This is a genomic window from Microbispora sp. NPDC049125, from assembly GCF_040802045.1.
GTDB lineage: Bacteria > Actinomycetota > Actinomycetes > Streptosporangiales > Streptosporangiaceae > Microbispora.
Genome location: NZ_JBEZDW010000016.1, coordinates 120281 through 142031, shown reverse-complemented (window position 1 = coordinate 142031; position 21751 = coordinate 120281). Strand labels below are relative to the sequence as shown.

Sequence of the window (21751 nt, the reverse complement as noted above, 5' to 3'; positions counted from 1 at the left end):
GACCGAAACGTAAGAGGTGCCCGGCGGGCGCAGCGCTTCTTTTCGGTGCCGGGCCGCACATCACATCCCTGACCACAGCAAGCGAAAAGAGGTCGCCGTGAAGTTCCGCAACGTCTCAGCGGTCGTGCTCGTCGCTACCGCGGCCCTCACCACAGCAGCGTGCTCAGGCTCGTCGTCCGGGACCTCCTCCGGCGGGGACGGCAAGTCGTTCGAGTTCTGGTCGTTCACCGGGATCAACGCCAAGGGGTCCCTCGCGGAGTACACCACGAAGAGGCCGGACATCAAGGTGAAGCTGACGGAGGTGGGGAACGCGCAGGAGACGGCTCAGGCGCTCACCACCGCGCTCGCCGGCGGCAAGGTGCCTGACCTGGTGCTCATCCAGGGCGACGACCTGCCCAAGTTCGTCCAGCAGTCGCAGAACTTCGTCGACCTGCGCACGATGGGCGCCGACAAGATCAAGGGCGACTACCTCGACTGGGTGATCAGCCAGTCCACGACCAAGGACGGCGCGATCATCGGCATCCCGACCGACGTCGGCGGCATGGCCATCGCCTACCGGGCCGACCTGTTCAAGGACGCCGGGCTGCCGACGGACCGCGAGGAGGTGAGCAAGCTCTGGCCCACCTGGGACGCCTTCATCGAGACCGGCAAGAAGTACAAGGCGGCCACCGGCAAGGCGTTCGTCGACAACGCCGGCGGGAGCGTCTACTCGCAGGTGGTCAACCAGGGGCAGGAGAAGTACTACGACTCCGCGGGTAATCCGGTGTACGACCGGAGTCCTCAGGTCAAGGCCGCCTTCGACCAGGCGCTCAAGGCCGTGGCCGCCGGGATCACCGCGAAGCAGAGCACGTTCACCGACGGCTGGAGCGCCGCGATGAAGAAGGGGGACTTCGCCGTCATAGCCGCACCGGTCTGGATGCTCGGCGCCATCCGCGACAACGCCCCCGACACCACGGGCAAGTGGGACATCGCCACGATCCCCGGCGGCTCGGGCAACTGGGGCGGCAGCTTCCTCGCCATCCCCAAGGGCGCCAAGAACCCCAAGGCCGCCTGGGACTACATCGCCGCCACGCAGTCGCCGCAGGGCCAGCTTGATCACTTCGCCCAGGCCAGGTCGCTGCCCTCGACCCCGTCGGTCTACAAGGACCCGAAGCTCACCTCGGTCAAGGACCCGTTCTTCTCCGGCGCGCCCGTCGGCACCATCTACACCAACTCGCTGCTGGGTCTGAAGCCGTTCCTCATCGGGCCGGACAGCACCACGATCGGCACGGAGTTCACCAACGCCATCCAGAACGTCGAGCAGGGCAAGGGCGACCCCGCGAAGGCCTGGGACGCGGCTGTGACGAACATCAAGAACGCGATCGGCGGCTAGGGCGGTCCCCTGCCACGAGCGCCGCCGGCGCCCGGCGTCCCAGACGTCCGGCACCGGCGGCGGGAAAGTGATCACACCTGTGACGACGAGCATCAGCCTCACCAAGGAGGCCCCGCCTCCGCCGGCACCGGTGGTGACCAGGCGGGGCCGCCTCACCGAGTTCGTGGCCCCCTACGCCTACATCGCCCCGTTCTTCGTGCTCTTCGCGATTTTCGGCCTCATCCCGCTGCTGTTCACCTTCTACGTGGCGTTGTTCGACTGGAACCCGATCGGCGAGCACGTGTTCGTCGGCCTGGACAACTTCGCCCGGCTGTTCGAGGACGTGCGGTTCTGGAACGCGGCGCGCAACACCGTCAGCATCTGGGCGCTGTCGACCGTGCCGCAGCTGCTGGTGGCGCTTGTGCTGGCGCACCTGCTCAACCACGTGCGGCTGCGCTTCGCGGTGTTCTTCCGCATGTCGATGCTCGTGCCGTACATCACCTCGGTGGCCGCCACCGCGATCGTCTTCGCCCAGATGTTCGACCGTGACTACGGGCTGCTGAACTGGCTGCTCGGCCTGGTCGGCATCGGGCACATCGACTTCCTCCAGTCGGTGCCCGGCAGCCACACGCTGATCGCCGTGATGGTCACCTGGAGGTGGTTCGGCTACACGACGCTGCTCTACCTCGCGTCCCTGCAGGCCGTCCCCCGGACGATCTACGAGGCGGCCGCCGTCGACGGCGCCGGCGGTCTGCGGCAGTTCGTGCACATCTCCATCCCCGCGTTGCGGCCGGTCATCGTGTTCACCATCGTGACCTCGACCATCTACGGGCTGCAGATCTTCACCGAGCCCCTGCTCATCTCCCAGCGTGCGCCGAACACCTGCGGGCCGATCCGCCAGTGCCAGACGCTGACCCTCTTCCTGTTCGAGCAGGGCTTCATCCAGTTCAAGTTCGGTTACGCCGCGGCCGTCGGCGTGGCACTGTTCGTCATGGTCGTCGCGTTCGCCGGGCTCAACTACTTCCTGTCCACCCGGATCCGCCCGGAGAGGGCATAAGGGAGCGATCATGAGTAGGACGACACCGCGGTCCGGCGACCGCCTCCGGTGGTGGGTCTACGCTCTGCTGGCCCTTGCCGTGTTCGCCTGCGTGTTTCCCCTCTACTGGATGTTCGTCGTCGCCACCACCGACACCGCGGCGGCCACGGAGCTACCCCCCAGAGTCGTCCCGGGCGGCAACTTCTTCCACCTCGCGGGGCTGGTCTTCTCGACCGTGCCGTTCGTCCGGTCGATCGTCAACAGTCTGGTCGTGGCCGGGACGATCGGCGTGGGGCAAGCCGTCCTGTGCGCGCTGGCCGGTTTCGCGTTCGCCAAACTGCGCTTCCGGGGACGCGATGCGCTGTTCGTGCTCGTCGTCCTCACGATGACCGTGCCGACCCAGCTCGCCATCGTCCCGCAGTACATGATCATGTCGTCGCTGGGCTGGGTGGACACGTTGCAGGCGCTGATCGTCCCCGGCCTGGCCAACGCGTTCGGGATCTTCTGGATGCGCCAGCACATGGCCCATGCCATCAGCGACGAGCTCCTGCAGGCGGCCCGCATCGACGGGGCGACGATCTGGCAGATCTTCTGGCGCATCGCGTTCCCGCTGGTACGCCCGGCCGCGTTCGTGCTCGGTCTGCTCGGGTTCGTCTACGCCTGGAACGACTTCCTGTGGCCTTTCGTGGTGCTGAAGTCGCCGGAGATGTACACCGTCCAGATAGCGATCAAGGCACTGCAGAGCAACATGAACATCGACCTGGGGCTCGCCATGTCCGGCTCCTTCCTCGCCACCCTTCCGCTGATCGTCCTGTTCGTCTTCGTCGGGCGGCGCATGGTGGCCGGGATCATGGACGGCGCCTTCAAGGGCTGAGGCCGCCGCCGCTCACCGGGCCCCGGCGGCCGCCAACAGGGCCACACGACACTTCACACTGACGTCCGGCATCACACACCCGAGCAGGGCGATAGCTGTCTACGTCGTGACTGGCTCCCGTTCGCAACCAGTAAGTCGGGGTTCGAACCCCTGGGCTCCGCCTCCGCGAACGCGCCAAGGTCCTGGGCTCCCCGACAGACGCACCTTCCTTCGGAGCGGTCCGTGGCGGAATGTCGAAGTAGGTGACCCCGTTGTGTCGGCTGCACGTTGTGGTCTGAGAAACGGGATGCGGCATGCGCGGATTCATTACCGACCCAGGTGGCCGCGCCGGCCTGCGGCTGGCCGATGATCTGCCGGAGCCGTCGCCGGCACCTCATGAGGCCGTGGTCGAGGTGCGGGCGTACGCCGTGAACCATGACGAGCTCAATCTCATCGCCCGTCGTCCGGACGGATGGCGGCCGGGGCAGGACGTGGCGGGTTTCGTCGTCCGGGCCGCCGCCGACGGCAGCGGCCCGGCCGTGGGCACCAGGGTGGCCTGTTACCTGGACTGGGAGGGCTGGTCAGAGCGGATCCCGGTGCCCACCCATTGCATGGCCGCCTTCCACCTGGTCTTGGACGGCATCGGTGGCCCGCTGACCGCGCAGGCCGTACGGCGGATCGCCCCCGGTGGCCATCTCGCCTGGTACGGCAACATCGGCGGCTCGGCCGAGCTGCGCCTGGCCGACTTCTACGCCCAGGGCTGGAACGCGCACATCGTCGGCTTCATCAGCCCGGTGCCGGAGGAGACCAAGGGCGAGGACCTGGCTATCCTCGCCGCGCTTGTCGCCGACGGGCGGCTCATCCCCCGCATCGGCCTGACTCTCCCCTGGGAGAAGACCCCCGACGCGCTCGACGCCCTGGCCCGCCGCGAGGTACGCGGCAAGGCCGTACTGACCGTGGGAGACGGCCGGTAGGGCTCTTGTCTCGAATCAGTACCGGCTGAACAACCCGCACCGGCCCCGGGGCGGCATCAGCGCCGGTCGTGCAGATCGCCCTTGGATCGGGCGTGCCTGTGCCGAGGATGAGTCGCTGTTCCGAGGACGAGTACGGCTCAGACCGGTCGGCCCACCCATCGCTGATCGTCCACATGACGATCCTGTGGCCGGAGTACTCTACAGATGATCTAGCACGTAGCGGCGATGTCAGGGCGGGGCGGGCGATGAGCGCCGAAGACCGGATCGAACAGGCCAAGACGCTCTATGAACGGGCAGTGTTCAGCGGCGACGCCAGCGTGCTGACCAACGCCGAACGGGGCCTGGACGCGGTGGAGGCCGATGCCGCGTTGGCCCGTGGGCGGATCCTGCATGCGCGTTTTCTCACCGAGCGCGCCAACGCCGGCTCACCCGTCGAGGACCCGGCTGAACTGACGTTGTTCGAGCGCGCGATCGAGCTGTACCGGGCGCTGGGTGACGCGCGTGGCGAGGCCGAGGCGTTGTTCTGGATCGGCTGCCTCCATCAAGTCGTCCGGCGTGACAACGAGACCGCGGTTCCGGAGCTGGAGCAGTCCTGCCGGCTGGCGGTGCAGGTCGGCGACAAGCCGACCCAGGCCGAGGCCCTGCGGCACTTGGGCATCGCCGCATACATGGCCGGTCGGCTGGATGAAGCGCGCGAGCGGCTGGAGGAGTCGTCGCGGCTGAGCCGGGAGGTCGGGGCTCTGCCGGTCGTGGCCGCCAACATGGTCGGGCTGGCCTACGTCGCCGCCGCCCAGGACCGCCGGGCGGACGCGCTCGCGACACTCGGCGAGGCGCACGCCATCGCGGAGGCGCATGGTGCCCATGCCATCGTGCGGCAGATCGAGCAGGCGAGAACGGAGATCTAGGCACGCGATCACGCCAGGCGCCCAAGCTGCCGACGCCATGACCTTCAAGGGCTGAGGCCGCCGCCACTCACCGGGCCCCGGGGGCCGCGGAGTCCGGTCGGCCGGGCAGGAGCGAACGGAGTCGACAAGACCACCGTCATTGAACTCCTGCTCGGTCTGGTCCGGCCTGAAGCGGGGGATGTGCTACTGCTCGGGCGTCCCCACATCAAGGAACTGGGCGACAGCAAGCATCCGCTCGTAGTGCACGACAAGTCCTTCATATTCCATGGGTGAAATGCTAATGGCATACCCCTTGCCTAGGGGACGCAAGAAAGTCTTCCCATGAGACCGCACTTCCAGAGTCCCCGAACCAAACTTGTCCTGACGTAAGGGCCTCAGCCTCCTTCAGCGTGAATGCCGCTGCGCCGAAGGTTCCCTGCTTGCCGTCTCCGAGCCATGCTTCAGCTCGATACTTGACGTTCGGATCCAGCCTGACCTGCCCAGAGGAGATTCGCCACGTGGATCTTGGAGTGCTTATATCGAGAACCTCATAGTCGGAGACGCCGTCAACTTTGGGTTCGCCGAGTATGCCGCGATCCTCAAGCTGCTGTTTATTGAAGCCTCCGGCGGGGCGCTCCGGCTCCGGGGCGATCGCCAAAGCCTCGCTCATCGTGGCCGGCCGTAGGTGGCTGAGGTGGGGCCTGATCGCCCCGCCCGCCGTCGACCGTGACAAGCCGAGCGGGACCAAGGCCGCCGAGTCCGCTTCCCCTGAGGTGCTGGCTCTGCTGCTCGAACCTCACTGGCCGGCATCACATTCGTCGGGCCAGGGGCACCTTCCCGAATTTCCGTGAACTGGTCAACCGCTGCCGAGGTCGGTACCGTACGCCGGTGCTCACTATCCGTATGAACGAGGCGGCGGCATCTGCGCTTCAACCGCTCACACCCGCCGATCCGCCGTCCGCCGTTCCGGTTGTCAGTCAAGGTCTACGTGACAAGTTCGCTCAAGGATTCACGTACAACGAAGGCGCTCTGGTATTCGCTGAGCACGTGAGCCAACGGGCCGCGCCGGCTTCTCCGGCGGCAGCGATCGCCAAAATGGGCTGGCAGGATCTGACCGGCTATGAGTGCAACGTCAATGCTATTCATCTGGAAGACTATGCGCTGATTCATGTGGCGACCCTCGATGGCGGACAACCTCAGATCAGGTATGAGGATCAGATTGTGTTGCTGAGGCTCGGCCTGGTTGTGGCGGACGACGTGTCCGGCCTTGTCCAAGCTCTACCAGAGCCGGTTCCCGTCCGATGCATTGTCAACGCGAACGACACCGCCGCCACGTTTCGCTTTCATCAGATCCGCTCCGGTGAGGATTGGGCCGATCTTGAACTGGATCGGTACCAGGCAGACATGATGGTCGTCATTGACCGCCATCCCTGATCAAAGATCGGCTTTTGGAAGCGTGTCCGTTGAGGCGGTGATCAAAGACGCCAGCCGGGAGCCGGGTGCGTCCACGATGAGCTCTTCAGGCCGTGGGAGCCGGGCCGGCTCATCCTCGACGCTGTAGACCTCAAGACAGGAGAGATGGCCATCCGCGATGAACAGCAGGACGCCATCGCTTCGTCCGTCGACGTTGGCGGAGATGAGCAGGCCGCCGTGCTGGCCGGATCGCAGGCCCGCTGAAGGTCTGGCAGGTCCTGCGACGTCGAGCCGGTTCAGGCCAGGACGGTGACGGGGTCGCCGAGTCGTAGTTCGCCTCGGCCGCGGGGGACGAGGCGGATGCCGAACCAGGTCTTGCCGTCCCAGCGGCGGTGGCGGGCGAGGGTGCGCAGGGGTTCCTTGCCCTTCTGCAAGGTGACCGGGTCGTAGGTGGTGACGGCGCAGCGGTCGCAGCGTTCCGTGACGCGGAAGGCGAGCGAGCCGATGCGGATTTCGCGCCACTTGTCCTCCGCGTACGGCGGAGCGGCGTCGACGACGAGGTTGGGGCGGAAGCGGGCCATGTCCAGCGGTGCGGGCGGATCCTCCTGGCGTTCCAGAGCGCCTTCGATAATCCAGTCGTCCAACTGCCGCAGCGAGGAGCGGGAGGTGAGCAGGATGGGGGCGTCCCCGGCGAGACTGACGACGTCGCCGGGCAGGCCGCCGTGGGACGCCGGGACGGCGCAGCGGTTGGGGTCGTCGAGCCAGACCATGCGGGCGGGTTTGCCGAGCAGGCGGGTGAACCAGGCGTGCGCGCCGGGGTCCGCGAGCACAACGGTGTCCACTTCGGCGAAGCCGACGGGAACGCGCTCTCCGGTGGCCGGGGGGACCTTCAGCTGGGGTAGGTCCGGCGCGTCGAGCAGCAGCCCCCCTTCGTCGGTGACACTGGCGACGACGGACAGCATCCGGGGATTCTCCCCGGCCCAGTGCAATTCCCCGTGCTCGTCCACGACGGCCCAGCGGCGGTCCTCCGCCAGCCCCCAAGGCTCCACGACCGTCGAATCCACCGTCCGCCCTGAAACTGACTTAACCGGATATTTCCGGATCTCAGCTAGCTCCATCCCGACACGCTACGTTCGAGAGAGCGCTTTCACGAGTGGTCGGCGTCTACCCGGGTTCACCATCCGCAGACCGCCTGTCCAGACGTGGCCTGCTCGAATGGGGTGACCTCGGATCTTTTCGCGGTGACCTTGCCGCCGGGGGAGGCTCCGCGCAGGCGCCGTCCGAGCCGCGGCGTGAAATGTTCACGGAGCGGTCGTACGGCCGGGTGTCGTGGTCGCCGGCATGCGGCCCCGGAATCGATCACGGACAGGGCCGTCCTCCCCCGCACCAGGGGCGGCAAGCCGGTCGGCTGTTCGGACCGGAACGGTGTGGTGGGCCGTCGGCGGCTACGCCGATCCGCCGGGGATCGCGAGACCGGTCTCGTAGGCGGCGACCACCGCCTGTACCCGATCGCGCAGCCCGAGTTTGGTGAGCACGTTGCTGACGTGCGTTTTCACCGTGTGCTCGCTGAGCACCATGGCTTCGGCGATCTCCGCGTTGGACAGTCCCCGCGCGATCATCCGAAGCGTCTCCTGCTCGCGAACGGTGAGTACGGCGAGTCGCTCAGCAGGTGGAGTGACAGGACGGGTGACCGCTCTGGAGGTGAACTCGGCGATCAGCTTCTTTGTGACGGAGGGCGCGAGGAGTGACTCTCCGGCCGCGACCACCCGCACCGCGTGAACGAGGTCGTCGCGGCGGACGTCCTTGAGCAGGAATCCGCTCGCGCCCGCTCGCAGCGCGTCGTAAACGTAGTCGTCCAGGTCGAACGTGGTCAGCACGAGCACCCGGCAGCCGGTCTCGGCGCACACGATCCTGGCCGCCTCGATGCCGTTCATCGTGGGCATGCGGATGTCGAGGAGGAGCACGTCCGGCCGATGCTCACGGACCGCCGCGACGGCCTCGGCGCCGTCGTTCGCCTCGGCGACGACCTCGATGTCGGGCTGCGCGTCGAGGATCATGCTGAACCCGGCGCGCACCAGCTCCTGGTCGTCGGCCACCACGATTCTCACGGTCATGCAGGCACCGCCTGTGCCAGCGGCAGCCGTACGAGCACCTGGAAACCCGGCCCGTCCGGTCGAGGGCCCATGGCGGCGGAGCCGCCGAAGGCGGCGGCGCGCTCGCGGATGCCGATGAGACCGTTCCCGCCGCTGGGGAAGGACGGCCCGGAGCCGCGGCCGTCGTCGGTGATGATGATCATGAGTGTGTCATCCTGCCAGAGGAGCCGAATGTCGGCACGGGTGGCGCCCGCGTGCTTGACGATGTTGGTGAGGGCTTCCTGGGTCACCCGGTAGGCGGCGACCTCGATGTCGGGAAGGAGCGGCCTGCGGTCACCCGAGGTGGAGTACGTCACGTCGAGCCCGGCATCGGAGACCTGGTCGGCCAGCTCGGCCAGGTCGTCGATGGTCGGCTGCGGCGCGCGCGAACCCGTGTCCTCCTTGAGCGCGGTCAGCATGCGGCGGAGCTGGACCATGGCGTCGCGTCCCGCGGAGGCGATCGCGTCGAAGGCGGCCTCGGCGCGGGCCGGATCGCTTCTGACCACAACAGGGCCGGCCTCGGCCTGCACCACCATGAGGCTGACCGCGTGGGCGAGGATGTCGTGCATGTCGCGGGCGATCCGGGCTCGCTCGCGCTCGGCGGCCCGTTCGATCTCGGCCTGGCGGTCGTACTCCAGCCGGGAGGCTCGCTCCTCCAAGGCGGTGGCGTACGCACGGGAGGCGGCGGAGGCGCGGCCGATCGCGTACGCGGCGACGAACAGCACAACGCCGCGCAGCGCGGTCTCCGAGGAGCCGACCAGGATCAGACCCCCGCCGACCGAGAAGACGAGCATGATCACGCGGGGCAGGCGCGAGGAGTAGGCGGCGACCGTGTAGAGAGTGATGAGCCCGCCGTACCAGATCGGTTGTGAGGGGACCTCGTCCACGAGATCGTAGAGGGAGGTCGCGCCGAGAGTGCATATCAGCGCGGCCACTGGAGCCCGCCGTCGCCACGCCATCGGCACGGCGGCGGCGACCACGACTGTGTATCCCCACCAGTGCCATGGCACGGTGTCCGGGTTCTCGTGGGAGAGGAACGGCCACAGCTGCACGCCCATCACCAGTACGGCGAGCGCCGCATCCAGCCATGGAGGCGGTAGGGATCTCAACCAGGCGCGAGCTTGGACAAAGTGTGGCAAGGCGGACACAGCGTCCAATCTTGCCCCCTCTTCCCGGCCTTCCGGCACGGCGAAACCGGGGAACGCGAAACGACGGACCAGGCGGCCCGCCGCTCGGCGTCCTGTCACGCGACGGCGGGGAGGGGCTCGGCGGTACGGGAGACCTGACCGGAGAGAGGGATGAAGGAGACGAGCAGGAAGACGGCCCCGACCGGGATGAAGTCCTTGTCGATGAGTGGGAGGAGGAGGTCGACCAGGACCAGGAGGGGCGTCCAGACCTTGACGCGGCGGATGACGGCGAGCTGGACGACGAGCGCGAGCTGGCCGATGTAGAAGAGGAACGGACCGCCGTCGTAGACGGCGGCGGAGACACCGGGGACGGCCTGGATCTGGTCGAAGAGGACGCCCATACCGGCATGGTCGGCGGACAGGAAGCCGACCACCATGTCGATGACGAACTGCGTGGAAAGCGCCACGATGCCGACGATCCCGATCGTGGCGCTCACCGTGGAGAGGGCGTTTCGTCCCGCCATCCGGCGCATCTGCAGGAAGGTGGAGACGAACAGGGCCAGGGCCGCGACGAAGGCGAGATGACCGGTGGTCCAGGCGAGACCGGGGCCGCGGCTGCCGTCGAGTCCGTCGAGGATCCGGATCACCCCATAGGCCATGACGAGCAAGGGGGCTGCGACGAATGCGATGCGGGGGTTCATGCGGGAGACTCCTCAGTGGTTCGCTTACACCTCAATCCTGGATTTCTCCGGCCTGGAAGTAATCGCCGGGGAGAGCGATCTCGGCGCTCCCTCTCACGAGGGAGTGCGTCTCCCTCGTATCGGCGATATCCCGGCGCACCAGAGGCAGATATCAGGCGCAGTCCGGGGGCGCTCGCCTGGTCCCGGCCGCCGGCGGCTCGGGCCGCCCGTATGATTCTCCGCTCCTGCTCATGAGCTTGCCGACTTCGACGCGTCCACCGCCGGCCCGCTATCGCTGACATGTCCACGCCGGCTGAATCAGCGCTACAAGCTGCAAGCGCTAGATTCGGGAGATGGCGGGTAACGAGGGTGCCCGGTTGGGCGCCGAGGCCGCGCGTCGGCTGGCTCAGCTGGGCTGCTGTGAAATCGAGGACGGACTTTCCGAGGCGGAGTTCGCTCGCGTCGAGCACGAGTACGGATTCGAGTTCGCCGACGACCACCGGGCTTTCCTGGCAGCAGGGTTACCCGTGCGTGAGCCTTGGGAAGAGGGCCAGGCGTGGAAGAACCCGTGGCCCGACTGGCGCAACGGTGACCCTGAGAAACTACGAGAACATGTGGAATGGCCGATCGGTTATATTCTGTGGGACGTCGAGCATGGCCACTGGCCATCGAGCTGGGGAAATCGGCCGAGTGATCCTCTCGAAGCCATCGAGACAGCCCGGCTACGGCTGGCGGATGTCCCCAGAATGGTTCCGGTCTACGCGCATCGATTTCTGCCGGCCGGCCGTGGAACCTTCGGGCATCCGGTCCTGTCCATGCGGGGCACGGACACCATTTACTACGGGACCGACCTGGTCGACTACATCGACCGGGAGTTTCGGGACCCGTATCCTGAGCACGCCGAGACGTGGCAGCCGCAGGCCACGGTCGCGTTTTGGCGGGACTACCTGTAGAGGATGCATCCAAGCTTGTATCGCGGGAAGCCGACAGCTTCCGCGCAACTCCCCGGTCAGACTATCTCTGTGACAGTGAGACAGCGCATACGGCTTCCCTGGCTTCTCGCGTTCGCGTCCTCCGGCTGGATCGCCCTCATCGGCCTCGAAGTCCTGTGGATTCCGTTGTCGCAGATGAGCCTGTCGCTCAGCTGGTTCCTGATCGCGGTCGCCTGGGTGTGGGCGATTTTCTGGTCAACGAAGACTGCGTTCGCGTACCTGGCGGTCAGGGCGTACGGGCGATGCGGCTTGGCGACGGTGATCATGCTGGTCATATGGGCCGGTATCCGGGTAACGGACTGGAACGCCCTCTACGTGGACGGGGTGTTCTGGTTGCATCGCGACACCTTCACCGAGTTGGCCGGTGCCTATGAGAGCGGCCGGCCGTTCACGGTGCCCTCCTGGATGAAGTACGTGTCGGTGAACGGCCAGGTTGAGCGCCAACGCAACGCCCTCTACTTGCCCGTGTCTCTTGATCGGTGGCGGGGCGAGACCGGCGCGGGAATCGCTTTCCTGCCGTACGGCCGAGAGAGCGTGATTGCAACCGCAGCGGGCGATGTCGGCCGTCCGGTTCGCAACCTCGACAACGGCTGGTGGTGGGTGGAATAGGCCAGGCAATGCGACAGTAGGCCATCCTGTGACCGGCCATCCGCCCCCCGTCCAGCCGGCTACGGCAGTGACCTCTACGCGGGAGCCCTGTCACGGGCACGGTGATCGAGCGCACGCTTGGGAAGCGTTTCGCGGCCGCGTATTGCGGTGGCAAGAATGGCCTAGCCGAAGCGGTCGACAACGATCATCCGTAGGGTTCCCTTGGTGATCAGCACCATTTCCCCGGCTCCGAGGCCGCGCAGCGCGATGACCCTGGAAGCCGATGAGGACCGATCGAGGACGTGCCCGTCGGAGCTCAGGCGCAAGAGCACGCCGTCTCGGCTGACCATCACGAAGCCCTTGTCGTCTCGGCCGACACCTTCGGCGAGCGGCTGCCCGACATCCACCTTCCACAACGCCGATCCGTACTCAGGATCGACGGCGACATAACCGGCGCCCCGCTCCTGCGAAAAGAGCACACCACCGGCGAACTCGGCAGCCGAGGCCGTGAGATCGGCATCATGCTGAAAGAGCCGATCCACCAGAGTCGAGGTGAGCTGAATTCCGACAAGGGACCGTTGTCCGCACAGCGCCAGGCATCGGTCATGGTCGATCAGGGTGAACGCGGGGCGGTCATCGGTGTCCGCCATCGGTTGCGGTAGGCGCCACCAGCCAAGCTCCCCGCCGTCTCGGGGATCGATCAGCCACGCTTTCGTGCCGTTCCCCAGCAGTACGCCGCCGCCCCATGGCAGAGGAAGCACCGTGTTCGTGCGGTGCTGTGTCAGCCACAGAAGCCGTCCGTCGTACAGGTCGAACCCCGCCATGGGCGTGTAGCCACGCCAGCCGCCCACGATGACCGTGTCCGCGGTCGCCACGACATGTCCCGAGTACCTTGGCAGGCCAGCCTGCCACACCGGCGAGCCCGTCGTGAGGTTGACGCAGGACAGTTGATCGCTGTTCTGCGCGAGGCAGAGACATCGGTCGCCGGCGATGACGACGGCTCGCGGCCGAGTTCCTGTCGGGATGTCCCAGCGGGTCGAGCCGTCATGGCGATTCAGGCAGACAAGCCGAGTCTGGCGTTCATGGACGACGATGCAGTCTTCCGCGACTGCCATCGCGGACGTGGAGGTCCTTTGGTGGAGTTGCCGCTCCCACAGCGTCATCCCGATCACGCGACCAGTGCACCAGGCGGTCGCCGGTCACATCAACCGCAGGTGGAGCGGCACTCGGAGGATCCCTCCGGCACGTGAGCGCGGCCTGCGCCGATCGGCCATGGCGCCCGGCCGCCGGCCGGGCGCCGATACCGCTCACATCAGGACGGCGGGCTCACCGTACGGCCGAGGTGCCGGGCGAAGAACCGGACCGCGCTGTCGGCCTCGAACCTCGGCGTCTCCTTGTGCTTGCCCGCGTTGGCGTGCAGCGTCTTCTCCCTGGAGGCGAAGGCGTCGAACAACGCCAGACCGGACTGGCGCGGGATGTGCTCGTCGTCCCACTGGAGCACGAACTCGATCGGGATGGTGATCCGCTTCGCCGTCTCGGCCAGGAGATCGGGCCAGTGGAGGCCGAAGACCGCAGCCGTGATCCTGGGTTCGATCGCCGTCAGTGGTACGCCGATCGCGGTGCCCATGTTCAGGCCGAGATAGCCGACCGGTCCTTGGACGCCGATCTCCGGCAGCTCCTGGAGGGCGTCCAGGGTCGCCTGCCATTCCGGCACGGCGAGCTCCGCCAGGTGGGCGTTGTAGCGGACGACGATCGGGCCTTCCGGCTCGCCCGCCGCCCTCGCCCGGTACAGTGCGGCGATCTCCCGCTCGTCGTGCGCCGTACGGGGCCGGTCCCCGTGCCCGGGCGCGTCGATGACGGCGACGTGGAAACCGCAGCCGGTCACGAGGAGCTGCGCACGGCCGCTCATCGCCGGCGCCTTCTTGTGGGTGCCGCCACCGTGACCCATGAGCACCAAGGGCGCGCGCTCGCCGCCGGACTCGGGCGACCAGAGCACACCGGGGACCTCACCCACAGTGAAGTCGCGTTCGACCACACCGTTCGAGGAGGTCTCCGCAGTGAAGTGGAGAGAATGCACAGGTTGTTGCCTTTCGGGAGTGCCTTGTTGTCGCGGCGCTCCCGGCGGCACCTACGTCAACCGCCCGACCATGAAGAAGAGAGGGAGCACCCACTTCGATACAGCGTTCATGGGTCTCACCTCCTCGGGTGGTGTCACGGCCGCCTGCAAGTTACCAGCCCGAGCATCCTCCGGCCCAGCCGTTTTCGAGCGGGGGTGTCAGCTGATCGGTTCGAGGAACTCCAGACGGTTGCCGTGGGGATCCTCACTGTAGAAACGACGCATCCCCGGGAAATCGTCGTCGAAGGCGACGGGATACCCCGCTTCGCCGAGGCGCCGGGCCCACTGGTCGATATCGCGGACCAGGAGACCTGGGTGCGCTTTGCGTGCCGGACGGAAGTCGGCTTCGACGCCGAGATGCAACTCGATGCCGTCGTGGCCGCGGAACCAGCATCCGCCGCGGGAGGCGAGAACGGGAGGCTTGGGGATCTCCGTCAGCCCCAGCACGCCTTCGTAGAAGGCTCGCAGGACGGCTTCGCTTCCCGGGGGACAAGCCAGCTGCACATGATGAAGCATGACGGCTCCCTCCATGCATCTTGACATCAAGATACTTCATCATGCCGTGAGATGCATGCTGCCGCGACCTTCGGATCGCACAGGGGGTGCTGGTTCGTCCTCCGATGGGAGACGCACATCGTGACCCCGGTCGAACGAACGCCGCATGCCCGAGGGCTGGCTTCGTCAGCGAGTGAGTGCTTTCGTCGGTCGAGGGCGCCGCAGCAGCCATTGCCAGAAACCGCGGCGGGGCGGCCTGGGCGGGCGCACCCTGATGGTGCCCGCGCGCACCTTCCCCGTCACATGGACGCGTAGCCGGACCGGCGTGCCAGGGGCGACATGCGTGCGATTTTGCACGCTGCCGCTGTTCACCGCCACATCGTCGACGTCGACGAAGACGTCCGGCGGAACCACCAGCGTCACCGACCCGCTGCGCACCGATGCCTCGATCTCCAAGGTGGGCGATGTGATGACGGCACTGGTGAAGTCGAGAACGACGGAGCCACTCCTGCACTCGATCTCCATGCGCCGCGGCACCGCCCAAGGGCCGTCGCGCTTCGTGCTCCCGCTGCCGACCTCGATCCGCGACGTCTCCTTCGGGGGAGCGGCCGCGACACCGGTCGCCAACGCCGGTCCGGCCGCCGGCAGATCCGTGATCAGCGCCTCGAGTTCCCCGTACGTACGCGCAGTCAGCGCCACCTCAAGCCGTTCGTCCAGCTCTTCCGCGCTCAGCCGGCCGTCTCCGGCGGCGACTCGAAGCCACTCCACGACCTGGTCTCGATCTTCGTGAGACGCGCGCAACTCGCCCCGGCCGGGGACCAATTCGCCAGACATGTCTTCACTGTAAATGGTGCGGCCGCCCACGTATGTGGGCTTGAGTGGCCGAATCATGTCCCCGGCGTCCGGCAACCCGTGGCCTTCAGAGCCGCGGATTGCCGGTCTTGAGCGGCGGCTCAGCCGTGAGCGTGGACAGCGGCGATCAGCCAGGTGAAAGCGGGCATGGCCGAAGGAAACGGTTCACGGTCGTTGAGCACGGCTATCAGCTGCCAGTAGCGCTCCACCTGGGCGTCGGCGACGATCTCGAGCCACTGAATCAGTTGGCTGCGTTCGTCGCTCGGCATATCGGGCTTGATGATGTGGTTCAGAACCGACCGGCCTTCGACCGAGTCCGGCGCGATTGACTCGTCTATCGCCCGGCCGGCGTGCTCCAGGGTCAGCGACCGGAGCTCATAGCCGTAGCGGGACGCCACCGACGCGGCTCCGGGCGATGCGATCTGCCGGAGCCGGTGCCGGAAGTCCTCGCCGGCCACCAGGTCGGCCAGCTCGATCCAGGCCTCGACCTGGCGTGACGTCGGATCGTCCGGCAGCTCGCCGGGTAACTCCCGCATCCACTTCACGACCACCTCGGCGTCGCCGTCCAGCGTGATCCCAGAGAACGTGTTCTCGATGAACTCGTCGATGACCTGCTGCCGTTGCGTCGCGGACAGTTGAACGAGTTTGTGCGTCATCATCGTCTCCTCGGTTGTACCGCCGCGCTTGGCGATCGCACCAAGTACGGCGCGGCGGAGCTTCAGCGCCTTGATCTCCGCGTCCAGCGCTCGGGCGTGGACCTCGGCCACCTCGGCCACCGTGGCTCGTCGCGCCAGGATCGTCTGAATGGCCTCCAATCCGATGCCGAGCTCGCGCAGCGTCCGGACCAGGTCGAATCGAGCCAGGGCGTCGATGTCGTACAGGCGGTACCCGCCGGCCGAGCGGTCAGTGGGTGCTATCAGGCCGCTGTCGGACCAGAACCGGATGGTGTGTACGGAAAGACCGGTACGCCGAGCGATCTGGCCTACGGTGTAAAGCTCCGTTCGGTCACTCACGAGGACGAGCCTGCACCTTCGAGTCACTCGAGACTCAAGGCGGAAGGGCGTTTCAGCGTCCGCCACGCCCCGGAAGGCGCGCCCCGGAAGGCGCGCCCCAGAAGGCGCGCCCCAGAAGGCAGGTGGCAGAAGGCGCGTGGCGGAGGGCATCGGCCGCGCCGCACCACGGACCTGTCGCGGCACGACATCTCGGGCCGTACAGCCCTCAGTTGGCGTCGGGGATGGGCGTGCACGGCTGCACGGGGGTGTTCGCCCGGGCCAGCCAGCTTCCGAGCTGCCACGGCCTTTGTGTGCTCGGGTTGTCGCGGAACTCCATTACGAGCGTCTCACCCGGCTTGATGTACTCCGGGGAGATGCGGACCGTCCGTATGGAGGTCACCTTGGTGGCCTTGGACGAACGTGATCCCTCCACGAGCGCACGTAGCTCGTCCGGCCCTGCGGCGGCCGGCCCGCCGTACATCGCATCCGCGCCGGCGAACCGGGGGCCGGCGCACCGCGTGCCCGCGGCCAGGAACGTCACATCCGCCTTGACGCCGGCCGCACGCAGCTTGGCCTCAAGCCCGTCGGGGTCGCGCAGTTCGTTGAGGGTCACCGTGAGCGTGCCGTCCGCGCTCTCGGCCACCGCGTAGGCGGGGGTGCCGTTTCCGGCGATCAACGGTGTGACGGCGGCGACCGCCGCGACACCGGCCGCGACCAGCAGCCGGGGAGCGGTGACGAAGCGCCGCCGGGGGCGCATCCCGTCGAGAAGCCGCTGCCGCGCTCCGGCGAGTTCGGCCGGGGTGGCGGCTGGAATGGTCTCCCACATGCTCTTCAGTGCGTCCATGGTCATTCTCCTCGCTCTTCCTGGTTCAGGGCTTGACGGATCTGCGTACGGGCTCGGTTGAGCCGCGAGGCGACGGTGCCCGGCGGGATGGCGAGCGCGTCGGCGACCTCCTGGTAGCTCAGCTCGGCCCAGGCGACGAGCAGCAGCACGTCGCGATCGGCTCGGGTGAGGCCCAGCAGGGCGCGTGCCAGCGGCCGGTTGACGGCCAGGGTGTTGACTCCGTCCTCCACCTGGAGACCCGGTATCTCCGCCGGATGCACGCCGCTGCGGATGTACGCGCGGTAGAGGTTCGTCTCGGTGCGCCGCCGCTTGCCGATCAGGTTGGAGGCGATGCCGTACAGCCACGGTCGGGCGTCGGAGCGGCCCCGGTCGTAATCGCTCCGGTGCTGGAACGCGGCAAGAAAGGTGTCGGCCACGACGTCCTCCGCTTCGCTGGGTCCCAGCCGCCTGGTCACGTAGCGATGCAGGAGTGGCGCGTGCCGGTCGAACAGGACGGCGAAGATCTCAGGCTCGTCCAGCGATCTCTCAATGAGAGTCGCGTCGTCGGCCTCGACGACTTCGCGGGGGATTGTCATGCATGTCGGCCCTTCGTGGCGTATGCGGTCACCTGTACTTACCGCGCCGGACCGAAATCCTTCACGGACGGCGGGAGGGGTGGCAGGTGCCCGCGCCGGGCCGCCGGCTCCACCGGTGATCACCGGCGCCGGTGTGCGGTTCCGGTGCTCAGTGCGGTTGGACGCGGCATTTCATCTGCCCGAAACCTAAAGGTGGGACCGCGCGGGGTACAGTCCCGCCATCCTCTACGACATTGACCCATTCATCGGTACCTCGGTGACCGACCTGCCGCGAGGGCATGGTCTGGCCGCCACTTGGTGGTGGCCGAAACCGCAGGTGGGCAACACGCACCCGGGTGCGACGTCGCCGCTGGGCATGGTGTCGGCCTGTGCCTACTCCGGCGCGTACCCGACGGGGTACGGGCGGTACACCAAGAACACCGAGGGTGTGCCCGAGGAGATGTTCGCGCGGTCGCAGGCGTCCGGGTTCACCCATTTCCAGCAGTCCGGAACCGGCGCCATCCGCAAGTACTACAACTACGTTCGGGTCACCCCGATGGTGCAGCCGCTGGACGCGCTGGGTGAGGCGTGGGCGTTGCACGACGAGGTGGCGGAGGCGGGCTACTACGCGGCCACCCTGGACACCGGGGTGCGCTGTGAACTCACCGTGGGGCCCAAGGTCGCCGTGCACCGGTACACGTTCCCGCAGCACAGCAGCGCCCGTGTGGTGGTCGACCTGTCCTGCGGCGGCCTGGCCGTCGAGCTCGGCCGTACCGTGCCGTTGCGGGCACAGGTGGAGAGCATGAGCCACGGCCGGGCCCAGGGCACGGTGGTGATGGAGGGCGTCCCGCTGTCGGTGTACCTGGAGGTCGACAGTCCGGGCTGGCGGCAGATGCTCTGGTACGACCGGCGGCTCATCGACGGCGGCACCCGCCTGGACTTCGACAGCATCCGGCACACCACGCTGCGGCCTTTCGGCATGCTGTTCATGGGTCAGGCCGCTCCGGGGGAGACCATCGAGGTGCGGCTCGGGTTCTCGCTGCGCGGGTGCGACCAGGCGCGGCAGAACCTGGAGCGCGAGTGCGGGCACTCGCGGCCGGCGTTCGACTCGGTACGCTCCCGGACCGTGGCCTCCTGGGGCGACCACGTCGACCGTGTGCAGGTCGAGGGGGGCACACCGGCCCGCCGGACCGTGTTCGCGACGGCGCTCTACCACTCGCTGATCAAGCCATGCGTCACCGACGACGAAAGCCCGTTCTGGCCCACCCCCGGGCCGTACGCGTTCGACGTGTGCACCATGTGGGACATCTACAAGACTCAGATCCCGCTGCTCGCGGCCATCGTCCCGGACCGGGCCGCGGACCTGCTGGAGTCGTTGATCCGGGTCTGCGAGGAAGAGGGCAACTTCCCCATCGGATACCGGATGGCCCGCGGCGCGGACCGGTTCTTCCGCCAGGCCAGCGCGCTCGTCCACACCGCGCTGGCGGACGCCCACGCTCTCGGCCGGGCGGGCCTGGACTGGAACTGGGCGCTCGTGCACATGGTCGACGACCTGCGCCGCATGTACGGCGAGGACTTCGCAGAGCACGGCGTCGTGCACCCGATCAGCCACACCCTCGACCTCGCCTACGCCCATCACTGCACGGCGCAGGTCGCCCGGGCGCTGAACGACCGGCGCCTGGCCGACGATCTCGAAAATCGCGGCCGCCAGTGGGTCAACGCCTTCGACCCGGCCACGGGACTGCTGCGCGACTCGGAGTTCTACGAGGGCGGCAAGTGGAACTACTCGTTCCGCCTGCTGCACGACATGGCCGCCAGGATCGCCCTGACCGGCGGCGACGAGGCCTTCGTCGGCAAGCTGGACAGGTTCTTCGGCTTCGGGGCCGCACCGGTGACGCAGCCCGGCCGGAGCCCGCAGGCGACGGAGATGGCGGCCGGGTACGCCCTGAGCCGGTTCGAGGGGTTGAACAACGAGCCCGACATGGAGGCGCCGTGGGCGTACCACTACGCGGGCCGGCCCGACCGTACGGCTCAGGTGGTTCACGCCGCGCTGACCTGGCAGTTCGGCACCGGACCTGGCGGGCTGCCCGGCAACGACGACTCCGGCGGCCTGAGCTCGTGGTACGTCTGGGCGTCGCTGGGGCTGTTCCCGGTGGCCGGCCAGAGCCTGTTCCTCGTCAACGCGCCCGCGTTCGCGCGGGCCGTGCTCCGGGCGGGCGGCAACGAGTTCGTCATCGAGACCAGCGGGCACCGCGAGACGCCGATCGGCGTCGACGGCATCGAGCGCGACCCGCCGGCGCAGTACGTCCAGTCGGCGACCCTCAACGGCAAACCCCTGCAGGCGACGCACCTGAGCGCGGCCGACGTGCACCGCGGCGGCCTGTTGCACCTGCGACTGGGGCCGGAGCCGTCAGCGTGGGGGCGGGGGATCCGCCCGCCGTCCCTTTCCGATCCCGCGACACCGGAGGAAGCACGATGACCCACCCCCGACGCCGTCTCGTCATCGTGGTCAGGGCCGACCCGGTGATCTGCGGCCACTCCGGCGAAGCCCGCAACCTCGCCGAGGTGGCGCTGACCCGCGGGTTCGACGACGTACGGCTGCTGACCTGGCCGATTCCCGTGCTCCAGGCGGCCGGGCTGCCGCTCAAGCCGCTCGACCGGTTACTGCCGTACAGCCCCGGGATCACCGTGGAGCGGCCGGAGGCGATCGGGGACTACCGGGTGCCGGACGGGCGCCACCAGGCCGGCCTGACCGGCCGCCTCGTCGAGCTGCTCGCCGAACCGGTGCCCACGACCATCCTGTCGATGTACCTGGTTCCGCACACCACGGTGGCCATCGACGCGGTCACAGCCGCCCGCGCGGCCGGGTTCGCGCCGGACGTCCGCACCGTCGCGAAGGCGGTCGGCTCCGACGTGACCAACGTGATCCGGTCGTGCCTGCGGGAGGGCCGGTTCGGCGCGGCGACCGTGCTGTTCACCACGTTCCTGGCCAACGACGAGGTCGTCGCGGTCTCCGAGTACACCCGGGACGAGATCATCGCCTCGGCCGAGCAGGTGGACGCTCACTGCGGCACCACGTTCGCCGAGCAGTGCCGGCGTCGCGTGACCATCAGCTACCCGCCGATCGACTCCTCCGCCTTCCTCGACCTGGATCCGGCGCATGTGGACTTCGCGCTCGCGCGGCGCGGCCTGGAGCGCGACGGGTACATCCTGTTCCTGTCCCGGGTCGCCCGGGCCAAGGGGATCTACGACCTGCTGATCGCGTTCGGTCAGATGCGGTGCCGGCCACGCATGAAACTGGTCGTCGCCGGCACCGGGCCTGCGCTGGAGCACGTGCAGGCGATGGCCAAGGAAGACGACCGGGTGGTCTTCCTCACCGACGTCGACGACAACGAGAAGTCGCTGCTCATGCGCGGCTGCGCGGCGTACGCGCTGCCCACCAAGCCTGAGCCCGACTTCATCGAGACGTTCGGCATCGCCCTGGCCGAGAAGATGCTGGCCGGCGGCGGGCCGATCATCACCACCACGACGGGCGGGACCGGCGAGGCGGTCGGCGACACCGCCGTCATCGTCGAGCCCGGGGACATCGCCGGTCTGGCGGCGGCCGTGGACCGGGTGGTCCTGGAGATGTCCGCCGCCGAACGGCAGGAGATGGAGCTTCGCGCCCGCGCCCGCGCGATGTCCTTCGACCGGGGCGCGGTGTTCGACGGCCTTTTCCCGCAGCCCGCTCCCGCCGTCGGCGTCCACTGACCTTTTGGAGCCGGCGCGTCCGTCCTTTCCGTCAATAGGCCCTCGTTTCCAGGCGAAGCAAGCGACATGTCGCCGACGGCGAATCGCCGGGCGGAGTGATTCCCCCCGGCGATCACGG

Annotated in this window: 21 protein-coding genes; 10 read left to right on the top strand and 11 right to left on the bottom strand. The window is 67.9% G+C overall.

Annotated elements, in window-relative coordinates; genetic code table 11:
- The first annotated feature begins 97 nt into the window (after positions 1-97).
- The 6 genes from AB0B72_RS20600 to AB0B72_RS20575 all read left to right on the top strand — a co-directional run bounded on the left by AB0B72_RS20600 (position 98) and on the right by AB0B72_RS20575 (position 6532).
- Positions 98-1372, top strand: a complete 1275-nt coding sequence (locus tag AB0B72_RS20600) for an ABC transporter substrate-binding protein (protein ID WP_367740450.1) — start codon at positions 98-100, stop codon at positions 1370-1372.
- Positions 1373-1451: 79 nt separating this feature from the next.
- Positions 1452-2408 carry a carbohydrate ABC transporter permease gene (locus AB0B72_RS20595; protein ID WP_367740449.1) on the top strand — a complete coding sequence of 319 codons (957 nt, stop codon included), beginning with the start codon at positions 1452-1454 and terminating at the stop codon, positions 2406-2408.
- A 10-nt stretch (positions 2409-2418) separates the two neighbouring features.
- Complete coding sequence (locus AB0B72_RS20590; RefSeq protein WP_367740448.1) at positions 2419-3261, top strand: carbohydrate ABC transporter permease; 843 nt, start codon at positions 2419-2421, stop codon at positions 3259-3261.
- A 293-nt stretch (positions 3262-3554) separates the two neighbouring features.
- Positions 3555-4214: a zinc-binding dehydrogenase gene (locus AB0B72_RS20585; RefSeq protein WP_367740447.1), complete on the top strand. Its 660-nt coding sequence runs from the start codon at positions 3555-3557 to the stop codon at positions 4212-4214.
- Between the two features lie 245 nt (positions 4215-4459).
- Positions 4460-5119, top strand: a complete 660-nt coding sequence (locus AB0B72_RS20580; protein WP_367740446.1) for a tetratricopeptide repeat protein — start codon at positions 4460-4462, stop codon at positions 5117-5119.
- 867 nt (positions 5120-5986) lie between these two features.
- Positions 5987-6532, top strand: coding sequence for a hypothetical protein (locus AB0B72_RS20575; protein WP_367740445.1), 546 nt, complete (start codon positions 5987-5989; stop codon positions 6530-6532).
- A gap of 275 nt (positions 6533-6807) precedes the next feature.
- On the opposite strand, the gene AB0B72_RS20570 is transcribed toward AB0B72_RS20575, so the two are convergent.
- The 4 genes from AB0B72_RS20570 to AB0B72_RS20555 form a co-directional block, all read right to left on the bottom strand.
- Positions 6808-7629, bottom strand: coding sequence for an MOSC domain-containing protein (locus AB0B72_RS20570; RefSeq protein WP_367740444.1), 822 nt, complete (start codon positions 7627-7629; stop codon positions 6808-6810).
- Between the two features lie 327 nt (positions 7630-7956).
- Complete coding sequence (locus tag AB0B72_RS20565; RefSeq protein WP_367740443.1) at positions 7957-8625, bottom strand: response regulator; 669 nt, start codon at positions 8623-8625, stop codon at positions 7957-7959.
- Positions 8622-9752 (bottom strand): sensor histidine kinase, encoded by a 1131-nt coding sequence (locus tag AB0B72_RS20560; RefSeq protein ID WP_367740442.1) that lies wholly within the window; start codon positions 9750-9752, stop codon positions 8622-8624. Before AB0B72_RS20560 ends, AB0B72_RS20565 begins: the two co-directional genes overlap by 4 nt.
- 134 nt (positions 9753-9886) lie before the next feature.
- Positions 9887-10471, bottom strand: a complete 585-nt coding sequence (locus AB0B72_RS20555) for a hypothetical protein (RefSeq protein ID WP_367740441.1) — start codon at positions 10469-10471, stop codon at positions 9887-9889.
- A gap of 332 nt (positions 10472-10803) precedes the next feature.
- Here AB0B72_RS20555 and AB0B72_RS20550 point away from each other — a divergent pair, with 332 nt between their 5' ends.
- Positions 10804-11403 (top strand): hypothetical protein, encoded by a 600-nt coding sequence (locus AB0B72_RS20550; RefSeq protein WP_367740439.1) that lies wholly within the window; start codon positions 10804-10806, stop codon positions 11401-11403.
- A 69-nt stretch (positions 11404-11472) separates the two neighbouring features.
- The gene (locus AB0B72_RS20545) at positions 11473-12051 is read left to right on the top strand and encodes a hypothetical protein (RefSeq protein WP_367740438.1); all 579 of its coding nucleotides are present in this window, start codon (positions 11473-11475) and stop codon (positions 12049-12051) included.
- Positions 12052-12212: 161 nt separating this feature from the next.
- Here the strand turns inward: AB0B72_RS20545 and AB0B72_RS20540 are convergent, their stop codons facing one another.
- From AB0B72_RS20540 to AB0B72_RS20510, 7 genes are all read right to left on the bottom strand, one after another.
- On the bottom strand, positions 12213-13193 hold the full coding sequence (locus AB0B72_RS20540) for a PQQ-binding-like beta-propeller repeat protein (RefSeq protein ID WP_367740473.1): 981 nt from the start codon (positions 13191-13193) through the stop codon (positions 12213-12215).
- A 149-nt stretch (positions 13194-13342) separates the two neighbouring features.
- Positions 13343-14107, bottom strand: coding sequence for an alpha/beta hydrolase family protein (locus AB0B72_RS20535; protein WP_367740437.1), 765 nt, complete (start codon positions 14105-14107; stop codon positions 13343-13345).
- A gap of 198 nt (positions 14108-14305) precedes the next feature.
- Positions 14306-14662, bottom strand: coding sequence for a VOC family protein (locus AB0B72_RS20530; protein WP_367740436.1), 357 nt, complete (start codon positions 14660-14662; stop codon positions 14306-14308).
- Positions 14663-14827: 165 nt separating this feature from the next.
- Positions 14828-15475: a DUF1707 domain-containing protein gene (locus tag AB0B72_RS20525; protein WP_367740435.1), complete on the bottom strand. Its 648-nt coding sequence runs from the start codon at positions 15473-15475 to the stop codon at positions 14828-14830.
- 119 nt (positions 15476-15594) lie between these two features.
- Positions 15595-16572: a MerR family transcriptional regulator gene (locus AB0B72_RS20520; protein WP_367740434.1), complete on the bottom strand. Its 978-nt coding sequence runs from the start codon at positions 16570-16572 to the stop codon at positions 15595-15597.
- 139 nt (positions 16573-16711) lie between these two features.
- A complete protein-coding gene (locus AB0B72_RS20515) occupies positions 16712-17329 on the bottom strand; it encodes a hypothetical protein (protein ID WP_367740433.1) in 618 nt (205 codons plus the stop codon).
- Between the two features lie 2 nt (positions 17330-17331).
- Entirely contained in the window at positions 17332-17904 is a 573-nt protein-coding gene (locus tag AB0B72_RS20510; protein ID WP_367740432.1) for an RNA polymerase sigma factor, read from the bottom strand.
- A 220-nt stretch (positions 17905-18124) separates the two neighbouring features.
- Between AB0B72_RS20510 and AB0B72_RS20505 the strand changes: the two genes are divergently transcribed.
- Both AB0B72_RS20505 and AB0B72_RS20500 read left to right on the top strand, forming a co-directional pair.
- Complete coding sequence (locus AB0B72_RS20505; protein WP_367740471.1) at positions 18125-20362, top strand: glycoside hydrolase domain-containing protein; 2238 nt, start codon at positions 18125-18127, stop codon at positions 20360-20362.
- The gene (locus AB0B72_RS20500) at positions 20359-21633 is read left to right on the top strand and encodes a glycosyltransferase (protein WP_367740431.1); all 1275 of its coding nucleotides are present in this window, start codon (positions 20359-20361) and stop codon (positions 21631-21633) included. The genes AB0B72_RS20505 and AB0B72_RS20500 overlap by 4 nt, the downstream gene beginning before the upstream one ends.
- The last annotated feature ends 118 nt before the right edge of the window (positions 21634-21751 follow it).

Bases quoted from the DNA above. Each gene is read 5' to 3' on its own strand.
- AB0B72_RS20530 (WP_367740436.1), bottom strand. From the start codon at position 14,662: ATGCTTCATCATGTGCAGCTGGCTTGTCCCCCGGGAAGCGAAGCCGTC.
- AB0B72_RS20590 (WP_367740448.1), top strand. From the start codon at position 2,419: ATGAGTAGGACGACACCGCGGTCCGGCGACCGCCTCCGGTGGTGGGTC.
- AB0B72_RS20525 (WP_367740435.1), bottom strand. From the start codon at position 15,475: ATGTCTGGCGAATTGGTCCCCGGCCGGGGCGAGTTGCGCGCGTCTCAC.
- AB0B72_RS20550 (WP_367740439.1), top strand. From the start codon at position 10,804: ATGGCGGGTAACGAGGGTGCCCGGTTGGGCGCCGAGGCCGCGCGTCGG.
- AB0B72_RS20500 (WP_367740431.1), top strand. From the start codon at position 20,359: ATGACCCACCCCCGACGCCGTCTCGTCATCGTGGTCAGGGCCGACCCG.
- AB0B72_RS20540 (WP_367740473.1), bottom strand. From the start codon at position 13,193: ATGACGCTGTGGGAGCGGCAACTCCACCAAAGGACCTCCACGTCCGCG.
- AB0B72_RS20585 (WP_367740447.1), top strand. From the start codon at position 3,555: ATGCGCGGATTCATTACCGACCCAGGTGGCCGCGCCGGCCTGCGGCTG.
- AB0B72_RS20555 (WP_367740441.1), bottom strand. From the start codon at position 10,471: ATGAACCCCCGCATCGCATTCGTCGCAGCCCCCTTGCTCGTCATGGCC.
- AB0B72_RS20515 (WP_367740433.1), bottom strand. From the start codon at position 17,329: ATGGACGCACTGAAGAGCATGTGGGAGACCATTCCAGCCGCCACCCCG.
- AB0B72_RS20580 (WP_367740446.1), top strand. From the start codon at position 4,460: ATGAGCGCCGAAGACCGGATCGAACAGGCCAAGACGCTCTATGAACGG.
- AB0B72_RS20565 (WP_367740443.1), bottom strand. From the start codon at position 8,625: ATGACCGTGAGAATCGTGGTGGCCGACGACCAGGAGCTGGTGCGCGCC.
- AB0B72_RS20510 (WP_367740432.1), bottom strand. From the start codon at position 17,904: ATGACAATCCCCCGCGAAGTCGTCGAGGCCGACGACGCGACTCTCATT.
- AB0B72_RS20570 (WP_367740444.1), bottom strand. From the start codon at position 7,629: ATGGAGCTAGCTGAGATCCGGAAATATCCGGTTAAGTCAGTTTCAGGG.